The following is a 19,910-nucleotide window of genomic DNA, read 5'->3' as shown; positions in this document are numbered from 1 at the left end:
TAAAAACTCACAGAATGAACATTTTTAGAAAGATGCTACCACAGCATTACCAAATGTAAAGTTTTTGATAGACAGGTATGATGACGACACAAAAGGCCGTTGTGTTGCTTTCAGGGGGCTTAGACTCCAGCACCGTGTTATTTCGTGCTAAAGCGCTGGGCTATGCCTGCTATGCCCTCTCCTTTGACTATGGCCAGCGCCATCGGCGGGAATTAGAAGCAGCGATCGCCATTGCCAGCATCGCCGGGGTGATTCAGCATCAAATCGTTCCCTTGAATTTGCGGCTGTGGGGTGGCTCGGCATTGACAGACTCAACCATTGACCTGCCCCGCGATCGCGATCTGGCCACCATGAGCCAAGAGATTCCTATCACCTATGTCCCCGCCCGCAATACGATTTTCTTGAGTATTGCCCTTGCTTATGCTGAAGCCCGAGGGGCGCAAACCGTTCATATTGGCGTCAATGCCCTTGATTACTCTGGCTATCCCGACTGTCGCCCTGACTATATTGCTGCCATGCAGGAGGTCTATCGCTTAGGTACCAAGCAGGGACGTGAAGGCCAGCCCATTGAAATCGTCACCCCCCTCATTGAACTTCACAAAAAAGACATCATTCGTCTGGGCAATGAGTACGGCGTGCCTTGGGAAAAGACATGGTCTTGCTATAGCGATGGCGAACAGGCCTGTGGTCGCTGTGATGCCTGTCGGTTGCGTTTGGCCGCCTTTGCCGAATTAGGTTTAGAGGATCCCTTGCCCTACGCGGTTCACCCCCCGCTCTAGGTTCGGTAAATCCCCCTTTTGCTCACCACAGGAGCGATCGCACTATAGAGAAAGAGAGGGTTAAGCCCACTATGGGTGCTGTGCCCCGCATCAAAGTTAGCCTGCAAAGGGAGTTTTCGTCGCTATGGCAAAAGTTGTCGGAATTGATCTGGGAACCACCAACTCCTGTGTGGCCGTCATGGAAGGGGGCAAGCCCACGGTTATTGCCAATGCTGAAGGGTTTCGGACAACGCCCTCCGTTGTTGCCTACACCAAGAATGGCGATCGCCTCGTGGGTCAAATTGCCAAACGGCAAGCCGTGATGAACCCCGAAAATACCTTCTATTCTGTGAAGCGCTTTATTGGCCGCCGCTTTGATGAGGTGACCCACGAAGCCACCGAGGTCTCCTACAAAGTTTTGAACCTCAATGGCAACGTCAAGCTGGATTGCCCCGCCCTTGGCAAACAGTTTGCCCCCGAAGAAATTTCTGCTCAAGTCCTGCGCAAACTGAAAGAGGATGCCAGCAAATACCTTGGCGAGGAAGTCACCCAAGCGGTGATTACCGTGCCTGCCTACTTCAACGACTCGCAGCGCCAAGCCACCAAAGACGCCGGCAAAATTGCCGGTCTCGAAGTGCTGCGGATTATCAACGAACCCACCGCCGCCTCCTTGGCCTATGGTCTAGATAAAAAAGCCAATGAAACCATCCTTGTCTTTGACCTGGGTGGGGGTACCTTTGACGTGTCCATCCTTGAAGTGGGTGATGGTGTCTTTGAAGTACTCGCCACCTCCGGGGACACCCACCTTGGCGGTGACGACTTCGACAAGAAAATCGTAGATTACTTAGCCGAGTCCTTCCGTGCCCAAGAGGGCATTGACCTGCGCAAAGACAAACAGGCGCTGCAACGACTCACGGAAGCGGCAGAAAAAGCCAAAATTGAACTTTCCAGCGTCATGCAAACGGAAATCAACCTGCCCTTTATCACTGCAACGCAGGATGGTCCGAAGCACCTCGACATGACCCTTACCCGCGCCAAATTTGAGGAACTCTGCTCTGACCTCATTGATCGTTGCCGCGTTCCCGTTGAGCAAGCCCTCAAGGATGCCAAACTCACTAAAGAGCAGATTGATGAGGTGGTACTGGTAGGAGGTTCCACCCGCATTCCTGCCATCCAAGAATTGGTTAAACGGTTGCTGGGCAAAGAACCCAACCAAAGTGTGAACCCCGATGAAGTCGTGGCGGTCGGTGCTGCCATTCAAGCAGGGGTGCTGGCGGGGGAAGTGAAAGACATTCTCCTCCTCGATGTCACACCTCTGTCCTTGGGGGTGGAAACCCTTGGCGGTGTGATGACGAAAATCATTCCCCGCAACACCACGATCCCGACGAAAAAATCCGAGATTTTCTCTACTGCGGTTGACGGTCAAACCAATGTGGAGATCCACGTCCTGCAAGGGGAGCGGGAAATGGCTGCCGACAACAAGAGCCTCGGTACCTTCCGTTTGGACGGTATTCCTCCAGCACCCCGTGGCGTTCCCCAAATCGAAGTGACATTTGATATTGATGCCAACGGTATCCTGAACGTAACTGCTCGCGACAAAGGCACGGGCAAACAGCAGTCCATCAGCATCACCGGCGCCTCAACACTGCCCAAAGAGGAAGTGGAGCGCATGGTGCGCGAAGCAGAAATGAACGCTGCTGCCGACAAAGCCAAACGCGAGAAAATCGAGACTAAGAACCAAGCAGAGCAGCTCTGCTATCAAGCCGAGAAACAGTTGAACGAGTTGGGGGATAAGGTCTCCACCAGTGATAAAGACCGCCTCACCTCCCTCATTGCCAACTTGCGCTCGGAAATCGGCACTGAAGCTCAGAAGAAACCCATTGAGTCCATTGACTTTGAGCGGGTGAAATCCCTGATGCAGGATTTGCAACAAACCCTCTACAGCGTCGGCTCCAGTGTCTATCAAAGTCCTCAGTCCAGTGATGGGACTGGCGCCAGCGGCAGCAGTAGCAGTGGCGGTGGTGACGAAGTGATTGACGCTGAGTTTTCGGAAACGAAATAGCGCCGCCCATTGGCAACTGTCTGCCAGAACAAGACTCTTCCTCCCCCTAGGTCAAGGCTTAGGGGGTTTCTCATTTCTTTGGCTGTGGTATGCTCGGTGGTTTTTCGCTGGCGGCTTCTTGTGCTAAAAGAGAAATTCCGATACGATAGAATTCTTGTTTTAGTTTTTGCTGAATGCTGAGACCACCCCTACCACTGAGGTAAGCATGGCCAAACGCCGCAATCCCAAGAAAGAAAAAGCTCTTCGTAACCAAGCCTATGCTCGTAAGTTTCGCAAGCGTTCTTCGGGTCGCTACAACCGCCGCCTAAATACGGAGAATCGCCCAGAGACGAAAACCACCGAAACGGTTGAGGAAATGACGGACGCCTAGAGGGCAATCGGTGATTAAGCGCGCGTTGCCATGGCGAGAGTTTGGGGTTGCGTTTTTAACCGTTTTTTTGGCTGAATTTGCCGATAAAACTCAAATTGCTGTGTTTTTCATGGCTGCCCGCGCTGCTTCTCCTTGGCTCGTATTCTTTGGAGCCGCTTTAGCCTTAGTGACGACTAGTTTGATTGGGGTATTGATTGGTCGCTGGTTGTCACAGTATCTCTCAGAACAGCGATTACAAACACTGACGGGCACTAGTCTCCTAGCGATCGCCCTTTGGCTATTGTGGGACATGCTGCACCCAAGCCTTTAATGACCCAGACAATTGTGATTTAGACGATGGAGCAAGCACGTTCTCCCCTGCTAAAGTGAGGGGGTTGGCTTGGGCACGCTGATTATCTTAGGCACTGTCTAAGTGGGTGAACCCCTGAGGAGACTGTGGAGAATGCCATCTCAATTTATTGAGCTGTGGTCATCCTTTATCAATATTGTGGATGCACCTTTGTTTCGCCTTGGGCGGGAAACCATTTCCCTGCGTTGGCTGTTTCAAGTGGTGCTGTTGCTCATCCTTGTAGCTGTCTTGGCACGGTTTTTCAAGGGGGTGCTGAAAAATCAACTCCTACCCCGCTTGGGTTTGGATTTAGGTAACCGCGAAGCCATTTCCACCGTTGTCAGTGGTGCTAGCGGAGCACTGGGCTACATTATTGTTCTGCAAGCAGTGGGGATTAATCTCGATTCCCTAGCGGTGATTATTGGTGGCTTGGGGGTAGGGATTGGTTTTGGTTTGCAGGATGTCACCCGCAATCTCATCAGTGGTCTCACCCTGCTCATTGAGCGCAAAGTGCGTGTCGGTGATTTTGTGGAAATTGAAAACATCAGTGGCTATGTTCAAGAAGTGTCAATGCGAGCCACAGTCATTCAAACCTTTAACGGTTCAAATGTCGTGGTGCCCAATACCTACCTTGCTGATAGTCCGGTGCTGAATTGGTACTATCAAACCCATCGCGGTCGCATTGATATTCCCATTGGGGTGGCCTATGGCACAGACCCAGTGTTAGTTACAGAGGTTTTGTTGAATATTGCCCATTCTGAGCCAGATGTCCTCAAGGAGCCAGCCCCTCGGGTAATCTTCCGTGAATTTGGTGATTCTGCCCTTAAGTTTGAACTCTGGGTATGGACGGATGCCATTGAGCGGCGCGTATTTATCAAAAGCAGTCTTAATTTCAAGATTGATTACTATTTTCGACAGCACAATATCTCAATTCCTTTTCCGCAGCGGGATATCTGGATTCGCAATGCAGGGGCACTCTTTCCTACCGCCGACGAACCAGAGCAAACGGTGGGGATGCCCTTGGCGCCGGCAACTCCTTCCCTAAAGTCGCTACTACAGCAGGTAAGCTATTTTCAATGCATGAATGATCTGCAATTGCGTTTTCTCATTGAGGCGGGCTACCGCAAGCATTTGAGAGCGCAGGAAATTTTGTTTCGTGCCCAAGAGCCAATCAATAACTTCTACATTGTCTTGCAAGGGCAGATGGCCGCAGTCTATGAGGAGAGTGGCGAACTCAAACCAATGCTGACCTTTAAGGCAGGGGAGCACTTTGGCGAGCTACCGCTGATGCTGGGGGTGGCCTGTCCAACAACAATGATGGCAATGACGGAGACGGTCTTGTTTGTCCTGCCACGGGAGGGATTTGAACAGTTGCTCAAAGAACACCCTTCCCTTGCTGATGATATTGCGGTGGCGATCGCCCGTCGTCAAGATGTGCTGGCGCAACATCAACAGGAGCTTCAGCAACTGAGTCACCAAGAGGCGGAGCAAAGTCGGCCCATCCACTGGATTCGCGATCGCCTGCAAAAACTCCTGAGTTGGTAAACGTGCTCAATCGGTTGAATCAAGACTAAATGCGTTTTCCAAGTATTGATGCAGCCGATAGGCACCTGCTTGGTATCGCACCAAGGCGACATCAAAGCGACAGGGATGATCCTGCCACTGGGGCTGACGTTCTAGGAAGGCTTGAGCGGCCAAAATGAGTTTGCGTTGCTTGCTAGGGGAAATGGCGCCGAGGCCATCACTATCCCAGTTGCGGGAACGGCGGGTTTTTACTTCGACAAAGCGCACCACTCCTTGCAGATCACAGGCGATAATATCTAGCTCACCCCAAGGGCAAGCCCAGTTCTGAGCCAAAACTTGACACTGCTGGGTTTGTAGCCACACGACAACCACGGCTTCCCCGCGATTGCCCACCTGACGCATCGACCCTAGGCCTCAATGGGTTCGAGATTAAACAAGTCTTGAAGGGTCTGCATCGCGCGCTGGCGACTCTCTAAATCCCGTTGCGATTGTAGTTGCACGGTGGGATCATGAAGAATCTTGTTGATAATCGTGCGCGTCATCGCTTCAATAACCCCTTGATGTTTTTCGCCAAACTCACTGCCTAGGCGGGAGAGAGCTTTTTCCAGTTCTTGTGTACGAATCGCTTCCATTTTTTGGCGCAGACTGCGGATGGTGGGAATTGTTTCTAGGGCGTGCCACCAAGCCAAGAAGGTGTCTAATTCTTCCTCAAGGATGCCCTCCGCCTCTTGAGCCAATTGGCGTCGTGCCTCTTGGTTTTGAGCAACGACGGCTTCGAGATCATCCACATTAAACAGTTGCACAGAGGCCAATTCTGTCACATTCGCATGGACGTTGCGGGGCACGGAAATATCAATGATGGACAGGGGGCGATCGCCCGTGAGGACGGAGCCTAAATTCTCACGATCCAAGAGGGGTTGTGTGGCTGCTGTGCCCGTAAAGACCAAATCCACTGCGGCCACAATCGGCAGTAAATCCGTCATCGTAAAGAGTTCAAAGCGGACCTCGGGAAATTGCTGCGCCAGTTCCTGTGCCCGTTCCAGGGAGCGGTTGATAATGCTGATTTCCTTGACTCCACGGGCAATCAGGTGTTGCACTACCAAGCGGGACATTTTACCCGCCCCGACAACAGCAATGCGGCAGTTCTGGAGATTTTGCAGCCGCAGGTCGGCGAGTTCCACCGCCGCTGAACTAATGGAGACCGCTCCCGTCCCAATACTGGTTTCGGTGCGTACCCGTTTACCGGCAGCGATCGCTGCTGTAAAGACACGATTGAGAATCGAACCAATGGACTTGTACTGCTGACCCAACTGATGACAGCGTTTCACCTGGGAGAGAATTTGTCCTTCGCCAATCACCAAGCTATCTAGACCCGAGGCCACCCGCATGAGGTGCATCACCGCATCCTGATGCAACAGGATAAAGAGGTAGGGACGCAGTTGGGGCAGGGGAATGTGACTCCATTCACTGAGAAACTGATGCACTTCCCGCACGCCCACCTCAGTGTCACTCGTAACAATGTAAATTTCTAAGCGGTTACAGGTGCTAAGGATGGTCGCTTCCTGAATATGGGCGTAGCCACACAGATGTTGCAGTGCCCGCTCCCGTACATCCTCTGGCACACTCAATTTTTCGCGCACATCCACAGGGGCGGTTTTGTGACTCAAGCCAATGACAGCAATATTCATAGGAATCGGTTGACGTTCGGCTGCAACTCCATCAATTGTTGTATCAAGATTCTTGAGCCTCCTTCACGCTTGTTTGCAAGTCTTTACCAAAGGCTCCCGCTGCCCCAAGAGTCGCACTCCCGTCAGTGCTTGTTTCCTTGGGATTAGCCTGCCGGTCAGGTTGTTGCTGCCGCCCTCTTCAAAACCCTATAGGTGGGAACTCCAGAAAATCTGCCGAGGCCTATCTAACAAATCGCTGTTTGGCGGCTCCCCAACTTTAGGCAAGGACATCGGAATAGGAGCGGCTAGGGGATTCTTGATAGACTTGGGTAATGGTGGCGGCCAGTTGCTGCATGCCTAGGACAATGTCCTCATCACTGGCGGTAAGACTAATGCGCAAGCACTCCTGTTTGTGGCGCCACGGCTCGGTCAAGCCGGGGAAAAAGGAACTGCCAGGAACGACAATCACCCCTGCTCGCTTCAGGTGTTGATACAATTCCCAATCGGTCATGGGTAAATCCCGTAGCCACAGCCACGCGAAAATCGCCCCCTCCCCGCGATGCAAAAACCAAGGAATATCATTGGGCAAGGCAGTGCGTAGGGTTTCTTCGAGAACGGTAAACTTGCGCTGATAGAAGGGACGAATGACATTCACAGAGACTTCAGCTAGGGCACCATTGGCAATGGCTAATGCCGCGATCGCCTGACCATAGCGCGAGGCATGAATACAGGCATTGGTTTGAAAGGCTTCAAGGACACTCAAAATCTCGCGATCGCCAATGGCAATCCCCACCCGTTCCCCTGGCAGTCCCGCCTTGGAGAGGCTGAGGCAGTGGACGATATTGCCGCCAAAAACAGGTGCCAGTTCCGTAAAGTTCAAACTGGGATAGGGGGGACCATAGGCGGCATCAATGAGCACAGGAACCCCATAGGGCACTGCCAGATCCGCAATTTGCCGCACCTCCACATCCGTGAGCACATTTCCCGTGGGATTGCAGGGGCGCGAGAAAATGACGCATCCCGTCGTCTCATCAATGTGCAATTGTTGAAAGTCGGGACGATACTTAAAGGTGTGATCCGCTTCAAAAATCTCAAGGCGGGGACGATAGGCAACCACAGTATTGGGACTGAGGCTGACGCCGCCGTAGCCCGTATATTCTGGACTCAAGGGGAGAACGACTTTCTTTAATTCACCGTTGGCGCTCAAGCCCCCAAAAGCATTAGCAGCAAAGAAGTAGATGGCCTGACTGCCGGGGGTGACCAAGACATTGCGCTCCGTCAGGTTCAAACCATAGCGACGATTAAAATCATCGACAACGGCAGCAATTAGGGGTTCATACCCTTGGCTTGTGCCGTAGCGGCAGACCACTTGGCCAAATTCTGGGCTGGCCATTAGCTCGTGGGTACAGTCGCGCCACAGTTGTTCCACCTCTGGAATAATGAGGGGGTTACCTGCACTCAGATTAATCAGGTCTTGACCACGATTCAGGCGCAGTGTCTCGATAATATCCTTCATAATTGCCCGAACTCCCGTCAGTTGGGACATTTGCTGGCCAATCTGGGAGAGTGCAGGATTCATAGGCAAAGGACATAGACAGTATTGGTTAGGATAGCATCTGCGCTTCTATTGAGGGACAGATGGAATCAATAGACACGGTCAATACTGCTGTTTGGTGGGCCACTGTAACATAACGTTAGAATAGGGCAAGAACTGTAAAGGATTCATGGCAGCGTTTATCCCCTTTGTCGGTAGACCCTCTTCCCCTTGGCGATCGCTAGCAATTGGGATGATTGCTGCTGGGCTGATTGGCAGTGGTGGCCTACTGTGGTGGCGATCGCGTCAAAGCCCCCTTGATCTAGATCGCTACACCGTGCCGGTTCAAGACAGTCGCGATTTAGTGGCTCGGATTGCGGCCACGGGCAAAGTGGTGCCAGTGCAAACGGTCAATATCAGTCCGAAACGGGCCGGCCTTCTCACCGCCCTCTATGTTGAGCAGGGCGATCGGGTCAAAGCCGGCCAAATCATCGCCCGCATGGACAGCCGCGATGAACAGGCACAACTGGCTCAAGCCCAAGCCAACCTCGCTGAGGCCATTGCCCGTCGCGATCGCGTGCTTGCCGGCAACCGTGCTGAGGAAATTGCCCAAGCCGAAGCCCAAGTGCGGGCAGCTGCTACCCGTGCTCAATTGGCCCAAGAACGCCTGAAACGGAATGAATGGCTCGCGGCAGAGGGGGCAATTCCCCGCGATACCCTAGATGAACTAAGGGCGAATCGCGATAGCGCGATCGCCAGTCTCAATGAAGCCCAAAAGCGTTTGCAACTCCTGCAGCGCGGCTCCCGCAGTGAAGAGATCCGCCAGGCCGAAGCAGGCGTTGCCGCTGCCCAAGCCCAAGTCCAAGCAGCGCGGGCTGCCCTTGAAGATACCATCATTCGCGCACCCTTCACAGGGATTATTACCCAGAAGTATGCGAATCCGGGCGCATTTGTTACTCCCACAACCACCGCTTCGGCGACCACCTCTGCCACCTCGACCTCCATTGTGGCAATCGCTGAGGGCTTAGAAATTCTTGCCGAAGTACCGGAAGTGGATATTGGCCAAGTGCTCGTAGGGCAACCTGTTGAAATCCGTGCCGATGCCTATCCGGGGGAAACCTTTAAAGGGCGAGTGCGCCTCGTGGCTCCTGAAGCCGTTGTCGAACAAAATGTCACCTTCTTTCAGGTGCGGGTTTCTTTAGTGACGGGACTAGAAAAACTACGCTCTGGGATGAATGTGGACTTAGATTTTCTGGGGCAAAAAATTAACAATGCCCTCTTGGTGCCGACAGTAGCGATCGCCGTTGAGCGCGGTCAAACAGGTGTTTATGTTGTGGGTGAAGACAATCAGCCTAAGTTCCGCCCTGTCACAATTGGTAGCAGTTGGCAAGACAAAACCCAAATTATCAGCGGTGTCCGCGCTGGGGAGCGGGTCTTTATTGACTTTCCTGAGCGGCTGCGGCGGAAACAGGAGTAGCTATGGGCTTGCACCACGTTTCCATTCGTACAGCCAATATTCAGCGGGCGATCGCCTTCTATGAATGCCTTGGTTTTACAATGGAAGTTCGCTTCACCACAGGCTATACCCTCGCCTGCTGGCTCAAGGGCTGGCACACCCGCCTCGAATTGCTGCAAGTTCCTGAACCCCAGCCGCCTGCGGATCCCTTCCACGATGAGCACTATGTCGGCTACTACCATCTCTCCTTTGATCTGAGTGACCATGCCGACCCCCTTGAAACATGGCTCAATCAGGTGGCAGAAACATTAAAGGCACGCAGTTTACCCTTTGAGGTATTGCTGAAGCCCACTCAGCAGGTGATTGGTTCCCACCTCTATCACGTTGCCTTTGTGCGGGATTGTGACGGCCTGCCCCTTGAATTTTTGCAGTGTCTCGGTTCCTGTTAAGGCCTAAACGCCGATAAAATAAGGGAGTTAAGAGATTTTTGAGTCGTCCATAGGCATGCACCTGCAAACAACCACTACAGCAATTTCCGACTGGTCGGGGGATTTACTGGCGATCGCTGTCTTTCAAACGGAAGGTACCCTCACCCTCACCGACCCCTACGCGACCCTTGATCAACGGCTCAACGGTCTATTGCAAGAACTGATCAACGAAGGGGAATTTCAGGGCAAATCTGGCACCTCCCTGCTGATGCGCCTATTGCCTAACTTCCCCATCAAAAAACTGTTGCTTGTGGGGCTAGGCAATCGCGATGAATTTAATCTCGAAACCCTCCGCCGTACTGCTGCCACCATTGCCCGTACGGCTCGCCGTGAACGCGTAAAAACATTAGGCATGGCACTGCCCCATGAAACTTTAGAGGCGGCGGATGCTGCCCAAGCCATTGCGGAAGGGGTTCTCCTCGCCCTGCATAGCGATGTCCGCTTCAAGTCGGATCCCGAAGCCCGCAAGTTACTCCCCTATCCCGAATCCGTCAGCCTGTTGGGTTTAGGAGAGCAAACAGCGGCGCTGAACCGTGCACAGCAAATTTGCGACGGCGTGATTTTGGCCCGCGAACTGGTGAATGCGCCGGCCAACCAAGTGACCCCCATTACACTGGCGGAAACAGCTCAGCAGCTAGCAGCTACCTACGGCTTGAGCGCAAAGATTTTAGAGCGGGAGGAATGTGCCGCCCTTGGCATGGGCGCCTTTTTGGGGGTGGCTCAGGCGTCAGATTTGCCGCCGAAATTTATTCACCTCACCTATACGCCGGAGGGCACGGTGCAGAAGAAAATCGCCCTGGTGGGTAAGGGGCTAACCTTTGATTCGGGTGGCCTCAACCTCAAGACCCAAGGGGGCATTGAAACCATGAAGATGGACATGGGGGGAGCCGCCGCCGTTTTGGGAGCGGCCAAGGTTCTCGGTCAACTCAAACCCCCTAGCATTGAGGTGCACTTTATTATCGCTGCCACAGAGAACATGATCAGTGGTCGTGCTCTGCATCCGGGGGATATTCTGACCGCCTCCAACGGCAAAACCATTGAGGTCAACAACACTGATGCGGAGGGTCGCCTCACCCTTGCCGATGCCCTGGTCTATGCCGAGAAACTAGGTGTTGATGCCATTGTGGATTTGGCCACGCTGACGGGAGCCTGTATTGTGGCTTTGGGAGATAACATTGCTGGTCTTTGGAGCAATAACTCAGAATTGGCGCAAGCCCTACAACAAGCTGGCGATCGCTGCGGTGAGAAAGTCTGGCAAATGCCCCTTGAAAATAAGTACTTTGAGGGCATGAAATCCCAAGTGGCGGATATGAAAAACACCGGCCCGCGATCGGCGGGTTCAATTACCGCTGCCCTATTTTTACAACAGTTTGTCGATCACACCCCTTGGGCACACCTTGATATTGCTGGCCCCGTCTGGACGGAAAAAGAGGATGGCTACAATAATCCCTGTGGAACAGGCTATCCTGTGCGCACGCTAGTGGAGTGGCTATGCAGTCTCAGTGCCTAAAACTGGTTAACGTTGGTTGTGGTCAGACCTTCCACCCTGAGTGGCTAAACTTTGATATTGCGCCAGCGGCTGCGGGTGTAAAACGTTGGGACCTTCGCCGCGGCTTACCTTTTAGCGAAGGGGAAGTTGATGCTGTCTATTCTTCGCATGTTCTTGAACACTTGAATTACGAGGAGGCAAAACACTTCATACGCGATTCTTGGCGAATTTTGAAACCCGGCGGCATTTTGCGCATTGTTGTTCCTGATCTGGAGCAAATAACCCGTGCTTACTTGGCCGAACTTGATGCTTTACGCAGTGGCAAGCAAACAGACAGTGCAAACTATGACTGGCTAAAACTCGAACTTTTAGACCAACTGGTTCGCCATCACAGTGGTGGAGCAATGGCAACTTATCTTCTGAATCCAAACATCCCAAATCCTGACTTTGTGCGCTCCCGCATTGGCCAAGAGGCTGAAAATTTTTTCAAAACAGCTCAACAACCCCAGACATTTCTCAAAAAAATCAAAAAAATTTTGCGACCCCTGCGTTATCCCCGTAAGTTTCTTTCCAAAATTCTAATTTGGCCACTGTTGGGAAAAAAAGGAGCTGATGCTCTCGATGTGGGGCTGTTTCGCCTCAGTGGCGAGGTACACCTGTGGATGTACGACAGCTACTCTCTCAAGGTCTTGATTGAAGCTTGTGGTTTCCATGACTGTCGTGCTGTCTCTGCTTTTGAGAGTCGTATTCCTGAGTTTTCCCGTTACAACTTAGATGTGGTTGATGGCCAAGTGCGCAAGCCCGACTCTTTATTTATGGAGGCAATTAAGCCTGTGAGTACTTAACAGGTCTGACGAGTAGCCTTATTCATGCGATCGCCCCAACGGCTCATTGTTCAAGCGGGCCAAATTCTAGACCAATGCGTCAACCTGACTGCCGAGCAGCAGCATTACCTGTATCATGTGTTGCGCCTTAAAGTAGGAGATGAACTCTGGATTCTTGACGGTCAGGGTCAGCGGTGGCTTGGGGAGATTCAGAAAAACACCGTCAAGCTATTACACCCTGATTACCCTGAGACGGAACTTGATGCTGAGATTATTCTCTGTCTAGCTCTACTGAAGGCGGCAAACTTTGAGCAAGTGCTGCAACAGGCAACGGAATTGGGGGTTAAGCGCATCATTCCCATTCAAACGGCGCGATCGCTCCTGCAGCCCAGTGCCCATAAATACCAGCGTTGGCAGCGCATTCTCCAAGAGGCCACCGAGCAAAGTGAGCGTCTTTATGTGCCCACCCTCAGCGACCCCCTCTCCGTTACTGAAATGGTCAGCCTTACCCCCAAGGGCTACGTTGCGAGTTTGAATGCCTCACCGCTCCTGTGGGACTGCTTGCCCCAGATGGATTTATCTCAGCCAATTTATCTGGCGATCGGACCAGAAGGGGGATGGACAGATTCAGAACTAGGGCAGGTCTTGAGGGCTGGTTGGCAAGCCTTTTCCTTGGGGCGGCGTACCCTGCGAGCCGTCACCGCTGCGATCGCCAGCGTAACCATAGTGAGCCATTACACTGAGAGGCACTGCACAACGGCACAACAGCATTGACAACGCGACAGGTAGCTCGATACACTAGAAGTTCGGTGAAATTAACGTAAGCAGCAATGCCCACCATCCAGCAATTGATCCGCCAAGAGCGGGAACTGTTGAAAAAGAAAACAAAATCTCCGGCTCTCAAAAGCTGCCCCCAACGGCGTGGGGTGTGCACACGGGTCTATACCACAACTCCCAAAAAGCCCAACTCTGCCCTGCGCAAAGTGGCACGAGTACGCTTAACCTCTGGCTTTGAGGTCACCGCTTATATTCCGGGAATTGGCCACAATTTGCAGGAGCACTCTGTGGTGATGATTCGCGGCGGTCGGGTCAAAGATTTGCCCGGTGTGCGCTACCACATTATTCGTGGCACGCTGGATACCGCGGGTGTCAAAGACCGTAAGCAAGGTCGCTCTAAATACGGTGCCAAGCGTCCCAAACCCGGTGAGGCTGCTGCTACCGGTAAGAAAAAATAATTTCCGTTCTCTTATCTCCTTGAGTTGAAACCCTAAACTTCACTAGAGCAAACAGCAAACACCTATGTCTCGTCGCACTCGCGCTCAAAAACGGCCTACTGCCCCTGATCCGGTCTATAACAACGTGCTGGTGAGTATGTTGATCCAGCGAGTTATGCTCAATGGCAAAAAATCCCTTGCCAGCCGCATTGTTTATGATGCAATGAAAACCGTGCAGGAGCGCACCGGCGAGGATGCTCTGCAAGTTTTTGAGCGTGCTGTGAAAAACGCAACGCCCCTAGTGGAAGTGAAAGCCCGCCGTGTGGGGGGTGCCACCTACCAAGTGCCTGTGGAAGTCCGTCCTGATCGCGGGGTCGCCTTGGCCTTGCGCTGGTTAGTGCAATTTTCCCGCAAACGAGCTGGCCGTTCGATGTCAGCCAAGCTGGCCAATGAACTGATGGATGCTGCTAACGAGACCGGGAGCACCATTCGCAAACGAGAAGAAACCCACAAGATGGCAGAAGCCAACAAGGCCTTTGCCCACTATCGCTACTAGACCGCCATACGGTTCAAGAGTTGGATACAATTATTTAAGAATTCTAACGTAATGCAACAAACAAGGAGGTAGCTGTGGCACGGACGACCCCGCTAGAGCGAGTGCGAAATATCGGGATTGCCGCTCACATTGATGCGGGTAAAACAACCACAACTGAACGTATTCTTTTCTATTCTGGTGTGGTGCACAAAATTGGCGAAGTGCACGAAGGTACCACGGTTACCGACTGGATGGAACAGGAGCGGGAGCGGGGCATCACCATTACAGCCGCCGCCATTAGCACCTCTTGGAAAGACCACCAGATCAACATTATTGACACCCCTGGCCACGTGGACTTCACGATTGAGGTGGAGCGCTCCATGCGGGTTCTCGATGGGGTAATTGCGGTATTCTGCTCCGTCGGTGGTGTGCAACCGCAATCGGAAACCGTGTGGCGGCAAGCGGATCGCTACAGTGTCCCGCGCATCGTCTTTGTCAACAAAATGGATCGCACTGGGGCAAACTTCTACAAAGTCTATGACCAGATTCGCGATCGCCTGCGAGCCAATGCCGTGCCCATTCAGTTGCCCATTGGTGCTGAAGATCAGTTTGTGGGCATTGTTGACCTCGTGCGCATGCGCGCCAAAATTTACAAAGACGACCTTGGCAAGGAAATTGAAGACACGGAAATTCCTGCCGAAGTGACTGAACTGGCGCAAGAGTATCGCACCAAGCTCATCGAGGCGGTTGCCGAAACCGATGATGCCCTCATGGAAAAATACTTTGAGGGAGAAGAACTCACCGAAGAAGAAATCCGCACTGCCCTACGCAAAGGAACCATTTCCGGCACCATTGTGCCGATGCTATGTGGGTCTGCTTTCAAGAACAAGGGTGTGCAGTTGCTTCTTGATGCCGTCGTGGACTATCTGCCCTCACCTGTTGATATTCCAGCGATTAAAGGGCATCTTCCCGATGGCACAGAGGTAGAACGCGCTGCCGACGACGATCAACCCCTAGCAGCGCTGGCCTTCAAGATCATGTCGGATCCCTATGGCCGCCTGACTTTTGTGCGCGTGTATTCCGGCGTTTTGAAAAAAGGCAGCTATGTGCTCAATGCCACCAAGAACAAGAAAGAGCGCATCTCCCGTCTGATCGTGCTTAAAGCGGATGAGCGGATTGAGGTGGATGAACTGCGAGCCGGGGATCTCGGGGCTGCCCTAGGTTTGAAGGAAACCTTTACAGGGGATACCCTCTGCGACGAAAACTCCCCTGTGATCCTTGAATCGCTGTACATTCCAGAGCCAGTCATTTCCGTGGCTGTGGAACCCAAAACCAAGCAGGACATGGAAAAACTCTCCAAAGCCCTGCAAGCCCTCTCTGAGGAAGACCCCACGTTCCGTGTCAGCGTTGATCCCGAAACCAACCAAACCGTGATCGCGGGTATGGGGGAATTGCACCTTGAGATTCTTGTGGATCGGATGCAGCGGGAATTCAAAGTGGAAGCCAATATTGGCCAACCTCAGGTGGCCTACCGCGAAACGATTCGCAAACCTGTCCGTGCCGAAGGCAAGTTTATCCGTCAAAGTGGCGGTAAAGGCCAGTATGGTCACGTTGTGATTGAAGTCGAGCCTGCCGAACCCGGCACTGGCTTTGAATTTGTCTCTAAAATTGTCGGCGGTGTTGTACCCAAAGAGTACATTCCACCCGCTGAACAGGGGATGAGGGAAGCCTGTGAATCGGGAATTTTGGCAGGGTACCCAGTGATTGATCTCAAGGTCACATTAGTGGATGGCTCCTACCACGAAGTGGACTCTTCGGAGATGGCCTTCAAAATTGCTGGCTCCATAGCGATTAAAGAGGCAGTGATGAAAGCCAATCCAGTGCTGCTAGAGCCAATGATGAAGGTCGAGGTCGAGGTTCCAGAAGAATTCCTTGGGACAGTGATGGGAGACTTGATTGCCCGTCGCGGTCAAATTGAGGGACAAACTGTGGAAAATGGCATTGCCAAAGTGACCGCAAAAGTCCCTCTCGAACGGATGTTTGGTTATGCCACTGACATTCGCTCGAATACCCAAGGTCGGGGAATTTTCTCGATGGAATTTAGCCATTACGAGGAAGTCCCCCGTAATGTGGCTGAGGCGATCATTGCCAAAAATAAAGGGAACGCATAGTCTATACGAGGAACAACATGGCACGCGCTAAATTTGAACGAACCAAACCCCACGTTAACATTGGTACGATTGGTCACGTTGACCACGGTAAAACGACGCTGACAGCAGCTATTACCATGGTTCTAGCTGCTCAGGGGAAAGCCCAAGCTCGCAAATATGATGAAATTGATGCGGCACCTGAGGAAAAAGCCCGTGGGATTACCATCAATACGGCTCACGTGGAGTATGAGACTGAAAAGCGTCACTATGCCCACGTGGATTGCCCCGGCCACGCTGACTATGTGAAAAATATGATCACCGGTGCCGCGCAAATGGACGGTGCCATTCTGGTGGTGGCCGCAACTGACGGTGCAATGCCCCAAACCAAGGAGCACATTCTCTTGGCGCGTCAGGTCGGGGTGCCCAGCATCGTTGTCTTCCTGAACAAAGTCGACATGGTGGATGACGAAGAATTGCTGGAGCTAGTGGAACTGGAACTGCGAGAACTCCTTAATGGGTATGAATTCCCCGGAGATGAGGTACCCATTATCCGTGGTTCGGGTCTGAAAGCCCTTGAGGCGATGACCGCCAACCCCAAAACCCAACGCGGTGAAAATGAATGGGTGGACAAAATCTATGAACTGATGGATGCGGTTGATAACTATATTCCTACGCCTGAGCGGGATGTGGACAAGCCCTTCCTGATGGCCGTAGAAGATGTGTTCTCTATCACTGGTCGGGGGACAGTGGCCACTGGACGGATTGAGCGGGGGCGCATCAAGCTCAACGAGACGGTCGAAATTGTCGGCCTGCGGGAAACGCGGACGACTACTGTCACTGGCATTGAAATGTTTAAGAAGAGCCTCGAAGAGGGGATTGCCGGTGACAACGCTGGTCTGCTCCTGCGCGGTCTGAAAAAAGAGGATGTGGAACGGGGAATGGTGATTGCTAAACCCGGCTCCATTACGCCCCACACCAAGTTTGAGGGTGAAGTATACGTGCTCACTGAGAAAGAGGGTGGTCGTAAAACTCCCTTCTTTGCGGGCTATCGTCCGCAGTTCTATGTGCGCACCACCGATGTGACTGGTACGATCACTTCCTTTACGGCTGACGATGGTAGCGCTGCTGAAATGGTGATGCCTGGCGACCGTGTCAAAATGACCGTGGAACTAATCCAGCCCATTGCCATTGAGCAGGGGATGCGCTTTGCCATCCGTGAGGGTGGCCGTACGATTGGTGCAGGCGTTGTTTCTAAAATCATTGAGTAGTTGATCTGTAGGGCCGCTAGCCTTTGTGGGGTGTTGGCGGCCTTTTCTATCCCAATTTTTGGGTCTGAATTTTTGTTTGATCTTCGCTGAACCTTGACAAGTAGGGAATCTCACTATGGCTGCTTTGCAACAGAAAATTCGTATTCGCCTTAAGGCCTTTGATCACCGCTTGCTCGATACCTCCTGCGATCGCATTGTAGAAACCGCAAAAAGGACTGGCGCTTCCCCCGTCGGGCCGATTCCTCTGCCGACACGACGGCGAATTTACTGTGTCCTGCGATCGCCCCACATTGACAAGGACTCGCGGGAGCATTTTGAAACCCGTACCCACCGTCGTATCCTCGACATTTACCAGCCTTCGCCAAAAACGATTGATGCGCTGATGAAGTTGGACTTGCCGGCGGGGGTGGATATCGAGGTGAAATTGTAAGCGTCGCCAAAGTTCACTACACTGAGGGATATGACCCATACGATCATTCATCCCTCCCCCTCTACATCTTTTCTTCAGCCCCCTGCAATGGCCTATCGGATTAACTGCCAGCAGGGGCATACGCATCTTTTAGGGGTGACGCTGCGGTTGAGGGCACCGCAAACCGATGTCCTTCATCTGCATTTACCGGTTTGGACGCCCGGCTCCTACCTTGTGCGCGAATATGCGCGGCATCTTCAGGATTTTACGGTAACGGCTGCCGATGGTACCCCCCTTGAGTGGTGGAAGTGTGCCAAAAACCAGTGGCAGGTGGCGTGCACGCCCGGTCTAGAACTGGAAGTGCGCTATGCCATCTATGCCCATGAACTCTCGGTACGCACCAACCACTTTGATGGCAGCCACGCCTATTTCAATCCCGCAGCGGTGTGTCTCTATGTGCCAGAGTATCGCGACCAGCCCTTGACGGTCACCATTGAAGCACCTTGCGGTTGGCGGGTCACCACTCCCCTCGAACCCTTGGGGGAGGATAGCTCCACCTTTTGGGCGGCAAATTACGATCTATTGGTGGATAGCCCCTTTGAAGTGGGCACCCATGCGGTTTACACCTTTGAGGCGGCAGGCAAACCCCATGAATTGGCGGTGTGGGGCGAGGGAAATTTTGATCCAGAGCGGGCGATCGCCGATATGCAGCGGATCATTACCACCGAGGCAAGTCTGTTTGGTGGTTTGCCCTACGATCGCTATGTCTTTATTTTGCACCTTACCCACAAGGGCTACGGCGGCTTAGAGCATCTGAATAGCTGCTCGTTGATCTTCCATCGTTTTGGCTTTCAGCAAGCGGAGCAGTATCGCCGCTTTCTCTGTTTAGTGGCCCATGAGTTTTTCCATCTCTGGAACGTCAAGCGGATTCGCCCCCAAGCCTTCGAGGTTTTTGACTACGACAGTGAGAATTACACCACGAGTCTCTGGTTTGCAGAGGGGGTGACCAGTTATTTTGATCAACTCATTCCCCTCTGGGCTGGGCTATTTGATGCCAAGGTGTATCTGCAGCTCCTCAGTGAAAGTCTCAATCGCTATTTCCATACCCCCGGTCGCTTTGTGCAATCCCTAAGTGCCGCGAGTTTTGATGCTTGGATTAAGCTCTATCGCCCCGATGAAAACAGCATCAATTCCCAGATGTCCTACTACCTCAAAGGGGAGTTGGTGGCGCTACTGTTGGATCTGCGGATTCGCCTGAATTTCAATCACCAGCGATCGCTCCTCGATGTTTTGCGGCGGCTCTGGCAGCAGTATGGTGAAACGGGTCAAGGCTACACCCCCGATGAGCTGTGGGAGACCATTGAAACCGTTGCCGATGAAAACTTGGGGACATGGCGCGAGCAGTTCATTGAAGGAACCGTGGAACTCCCCCTTCAGGAGTGGCTGGCTAAAGTTGGGCTGGAACTAGTCCCCCAAGACGCACTGCCCTATACGGGACTTCAGTTCAAGCAGGAACACGGCCCTCTTCAAATCAAGGCAGTGCTGCGGGACTCCCCCGCTGAACAGGCAGGCTTGGTGGCTGGGGATGAAATCATTGCCCTCAATGGTTGGTGCATCACCGCAGAGGACTGGTCAGAGCGACTGCGGGAATACCCAGTGGGAGAGACGATTCACCTGACATGGTTCCATGATCAGCAATTGCACACTGGGACACTGATTTTAGGGCAACCCCAACCCAACTATCGGTTGCAGTGCTGTGCTGATGCCACGCCGAGCCAGCGAGCACATTTAGAAGCTTGGTTGGGAGCCACAGCAGCGCAGCTTTAGGGGAGGC

At 52.8% G+C, this 19,910-nt stretch carries 19 protein-coding genes; 16 read left to right on the top strand and 3 right to left on the bottom strand.

The annotated features are described in order from the left end of the window. Window positions 1-77: 77 nt before the first annotated feature. The 5 genes from queC (at window position 78) to ACK4HN_RS07825 (ending at window position 5,063) form a co-directional block, all read left to right on the top strand. Entirely contained in the window at window positions 78-779 is a 702-nt protein-coding gene (queC, locus tag ACK4HN_RS07845; protein WP_409868996.1) for a 7-cyano-7-deazaguanine synthase QueC, read from the top strand. 124 nt (window positions 780-903) lie between these two features. Beyond that, window positions 904-2,820 (top strand): molecular chaperone DnaK, encoded by a 1,917-nt coding sequence (gene dnaK, locus ACK4HN_RS07840; RefSeq protein ID WP_409868995.1) that lies wholly within the window; start codon window positions 904-906, stop codon window positions 2,818-2,820. Between the two features lie 205 nt (window positions 2,821-3,025). Then, complete coding sequence (locus tag ACK4HN_RS07835; protein ID WP_409853552.1) at window positions 3,026-3,190, top strand: hypothetical protein; 165 nt, start codon at window positions 3,026-3,028, stop codon at window positions 3,188-3,190. 10 nt (window positions 3,191-3,200) lie between these two features. Continuing rightward, on the top strand, window positions 3,201-3,500 hold the full coding sequence (locus ACK4HN_RS07830; RefSeq protein WP_409872876.1) for a TMEM165/GDT1 family protein: 300 nt from the start codon (window positions 3,201-3,203) through the stop codon (window positions 3,498-3,500). Window positions 3,501-3,632: 132 nt separating this feature from the next. Next, the gene (locus ACK4HN_RS07825) at window positions 3,633-5,063 is read left to right on the top strand and encodes a mechanosensitive ion channel domain-containing protein (RefSeq protein WP_409877445.1); all 1,431 of its coding nucleotides are present in this window, start codon (window positions 3,633-3,635) and stop codon (window positions 5,061-5,063) included. 6 nt (window positions 5,064-5,069) lie between these two features. Here ACK4HN_RS07825 and ACK4HN_RS07820 read toward each other — a convergent pair whose 3' ends face one another. The 3 genes from ACK4HN_RS07820 to ACK4HN_RS07810 all read right to left on the bottom strand — a co-directional run bounded on the left by ACK4HN_RS07820 (window position 5,070) and on the right by ACK4HN_RS07810 (window position 8,288). Continuing rightward, a complete protein-coding gene (locus ACK4HN_RS07820; protein ID WP_409853682.1) occupies window positions 5,070-5,444 on the bottom strand; it encodes a YraN family protein in 375 nt (124 codons plus the stop codon). Window positions 5,445-5,449: 5 nt separating this feature from the next. Next, on the bottom strand, window positions 5,450-6,730 hold the full coding sequence (locus ACK4HN_RS07815; protein WP_409868992.1) for a glutamyl-tRNA reductase: 1,281 nt from the start codon (window positions 6,728-6,730) through the stop codon (window positions 5,450-5,452). Between the two features lie 256 nt (window positions 6,731-6,986). Beyond that, window positions 6,987-8,288, bottom strand: coding sequence for a valine--pyruvate transaminase (locus ACK4HN_RS07810; protein WP_409868991.1), 1,302 nt, complete (start codon window positions 8,286-8,288; stop codon window positions 6,987-6,989). A 145-nt stretch (window positions 8,289-8,433) separates the two neighbouring features. On the opposite strand from ACK4HN_RS07810, the gene ACK4HN_RS07805 reads away from it, so the two are divergent. The 11 genes from ACK4HN_RS07805 to ACK4HN_RS07755 all read left to right on the top strand — a co-directional run bounded on the left by ACK4HN_RS07805 (window position 8,434) and on the right by ACK4HN_RS07755 (window position 19,903). Further along, a complete protein-coding gene (locus ACK4HN_RS07805) occupies window positions 8,434-9,720 on the top strand; it encodes an efflux RND transporter periplasmic adaptor subunit (RefSeq protein ID WP_409868990.1) in 1,287 nt (428 codons plus the stop codon). A 2-nt stretch (window positions 9,721-9,722) separates the two neighbouring features. Continuing rightward, window positions 9,723-10,148, top strand: a complete 426-nt coding sequence (locus ACK4HN_RS07800; RefSeq protein WP_409868989.1) for a VOC family protein — start codon at window positions 9,723-9,725, stop codon at window positions 10,146-10,148. 55 nt (window positions 10,149-10,203) lie between these two features. Continuing rightward, window positions 10,204-11,697 carry a leucyl aminopeptidase gene (locus ACK4HN_RS07795; protein WP_409868988.1) on the top strand — a complete coding sequence of 498 codons (1,494 nt, stop codon included), beginning with the start codon at window positions 10,204-10,206 and terminating at the stop codon, window positions 11,695-11,697. Further along, entirely contained in the window at window positions 11,679-12,521 is an 843-nt protein-coding gene (locus tag ACK4HN_RS07790) for a class I SAM-dependent methyltransferase (RefSeq protein ID WP_409877443.1), read from the top strand. Before ACK4HN_RS07795 ends, ACK4HN_RS07790 begins: the two co-directional genes overlap by 19 nt. Before the next feature lie 24 nt (window positions 12,522-12,545). Then, window positions 12,546-13,274 (top strand): RsmE family RNA methyltransferase, encoded by a 729-nt coding sequence (locus tag ACK4HN_RS07785; RefSeq protein WP_409868986.1) that lies wholly within the window; start codon window positions 12,546-12,548, stop codon window positions 13,272-13,274. Window positions 13,275-13,330: 56 nt separating this feature from the next. After that, window positions 13,331-13,735, top strand: a complete 405-nt coding sequence (rpsL, locus tag ACK4HN_RS07780; RefSeq protein ID WP_149819523.1) for a 30S ribosomal protein S12 — start codon at window positions 13,331-13,333, stop codon at window positions 13,733-13,735. A 64-nt stretch (window positions 13,736-13,799) separates the two neighbouring features. Beyond that, window positions 13,800-14,270 (top strand): 30S ribosomal protein S7, encoded by a 471-nt coding sequence (gene rpsG / locus ACK4HN_RS07775; RefSeq protein ID WP_409868985.1) that lies wholly within the window; start codon window positions 13,800-13,802, stop codon window positions 14,268-14,270. 74 nt (window positions 14,271-14,344) lie between these two features. After that, window positions 14,345-16,420 carry an elongation factor G gene (gene fusA, locus ACK4HN_RS07770; RefSeq protein ID WP_409868984.1) on the top strand — a complete coding sequence of 692 codons (2,076 nt, stop codon included), beginning with the start codon at window positions 14,345-14,347 and terminating at the stop codon, window positions 16,418-16,420. Between the two features lie 17 nt (window positions 16,421-16,437). Beyond that, a complete protein-coding gene (gene tuf, locus ACK4HN_RS07765) occupies window positions 16,438-17,667 on the top strand; it encodes an elongation factor Tu (protein ID WP_409877442.1) in 1,230 nt (409 codons plus the stop codon). 115 nt (window positions 17,668-17,782) lie between these two features. Continuing rightward, window positions 17,783-18,097, top strand: a complete 315-nt coding sequence (gene rpsJ / locus ACK4HN_RS07760; protein WP_298614098.1) for a 30S ribosomal protein S10 — start codon at window positions 17,783-17,785, stop codon at window positions 18,095-18,097. A gap of 30 nt (window positions 18,098-18,127) precedes the next feature. After that, entirely contained in the window at window positions 18,128-19,903 is a 1,776-nt protein-coding gene (locus tag ACK4HN_RS07755) for a M61 family metallopeptidase (RefSeq protein WP_409877441.1), read from the top strand. The last annotated feature ends 7 nt before the right edge of the window (window positions 19,904-19,910 follow it).

Source organism: Thermosynechococcus sp., assembly GCF_046299655.1.
GTDB lineage: Bacteria > Cyanobacteriota > Cyanobacteriia > Thermosynechococcales > Thermosynechococcaceae > Thermosynechococcus.
This window is presented reverse-complemented; position numbering and strand designations above follow the sequence as displayed.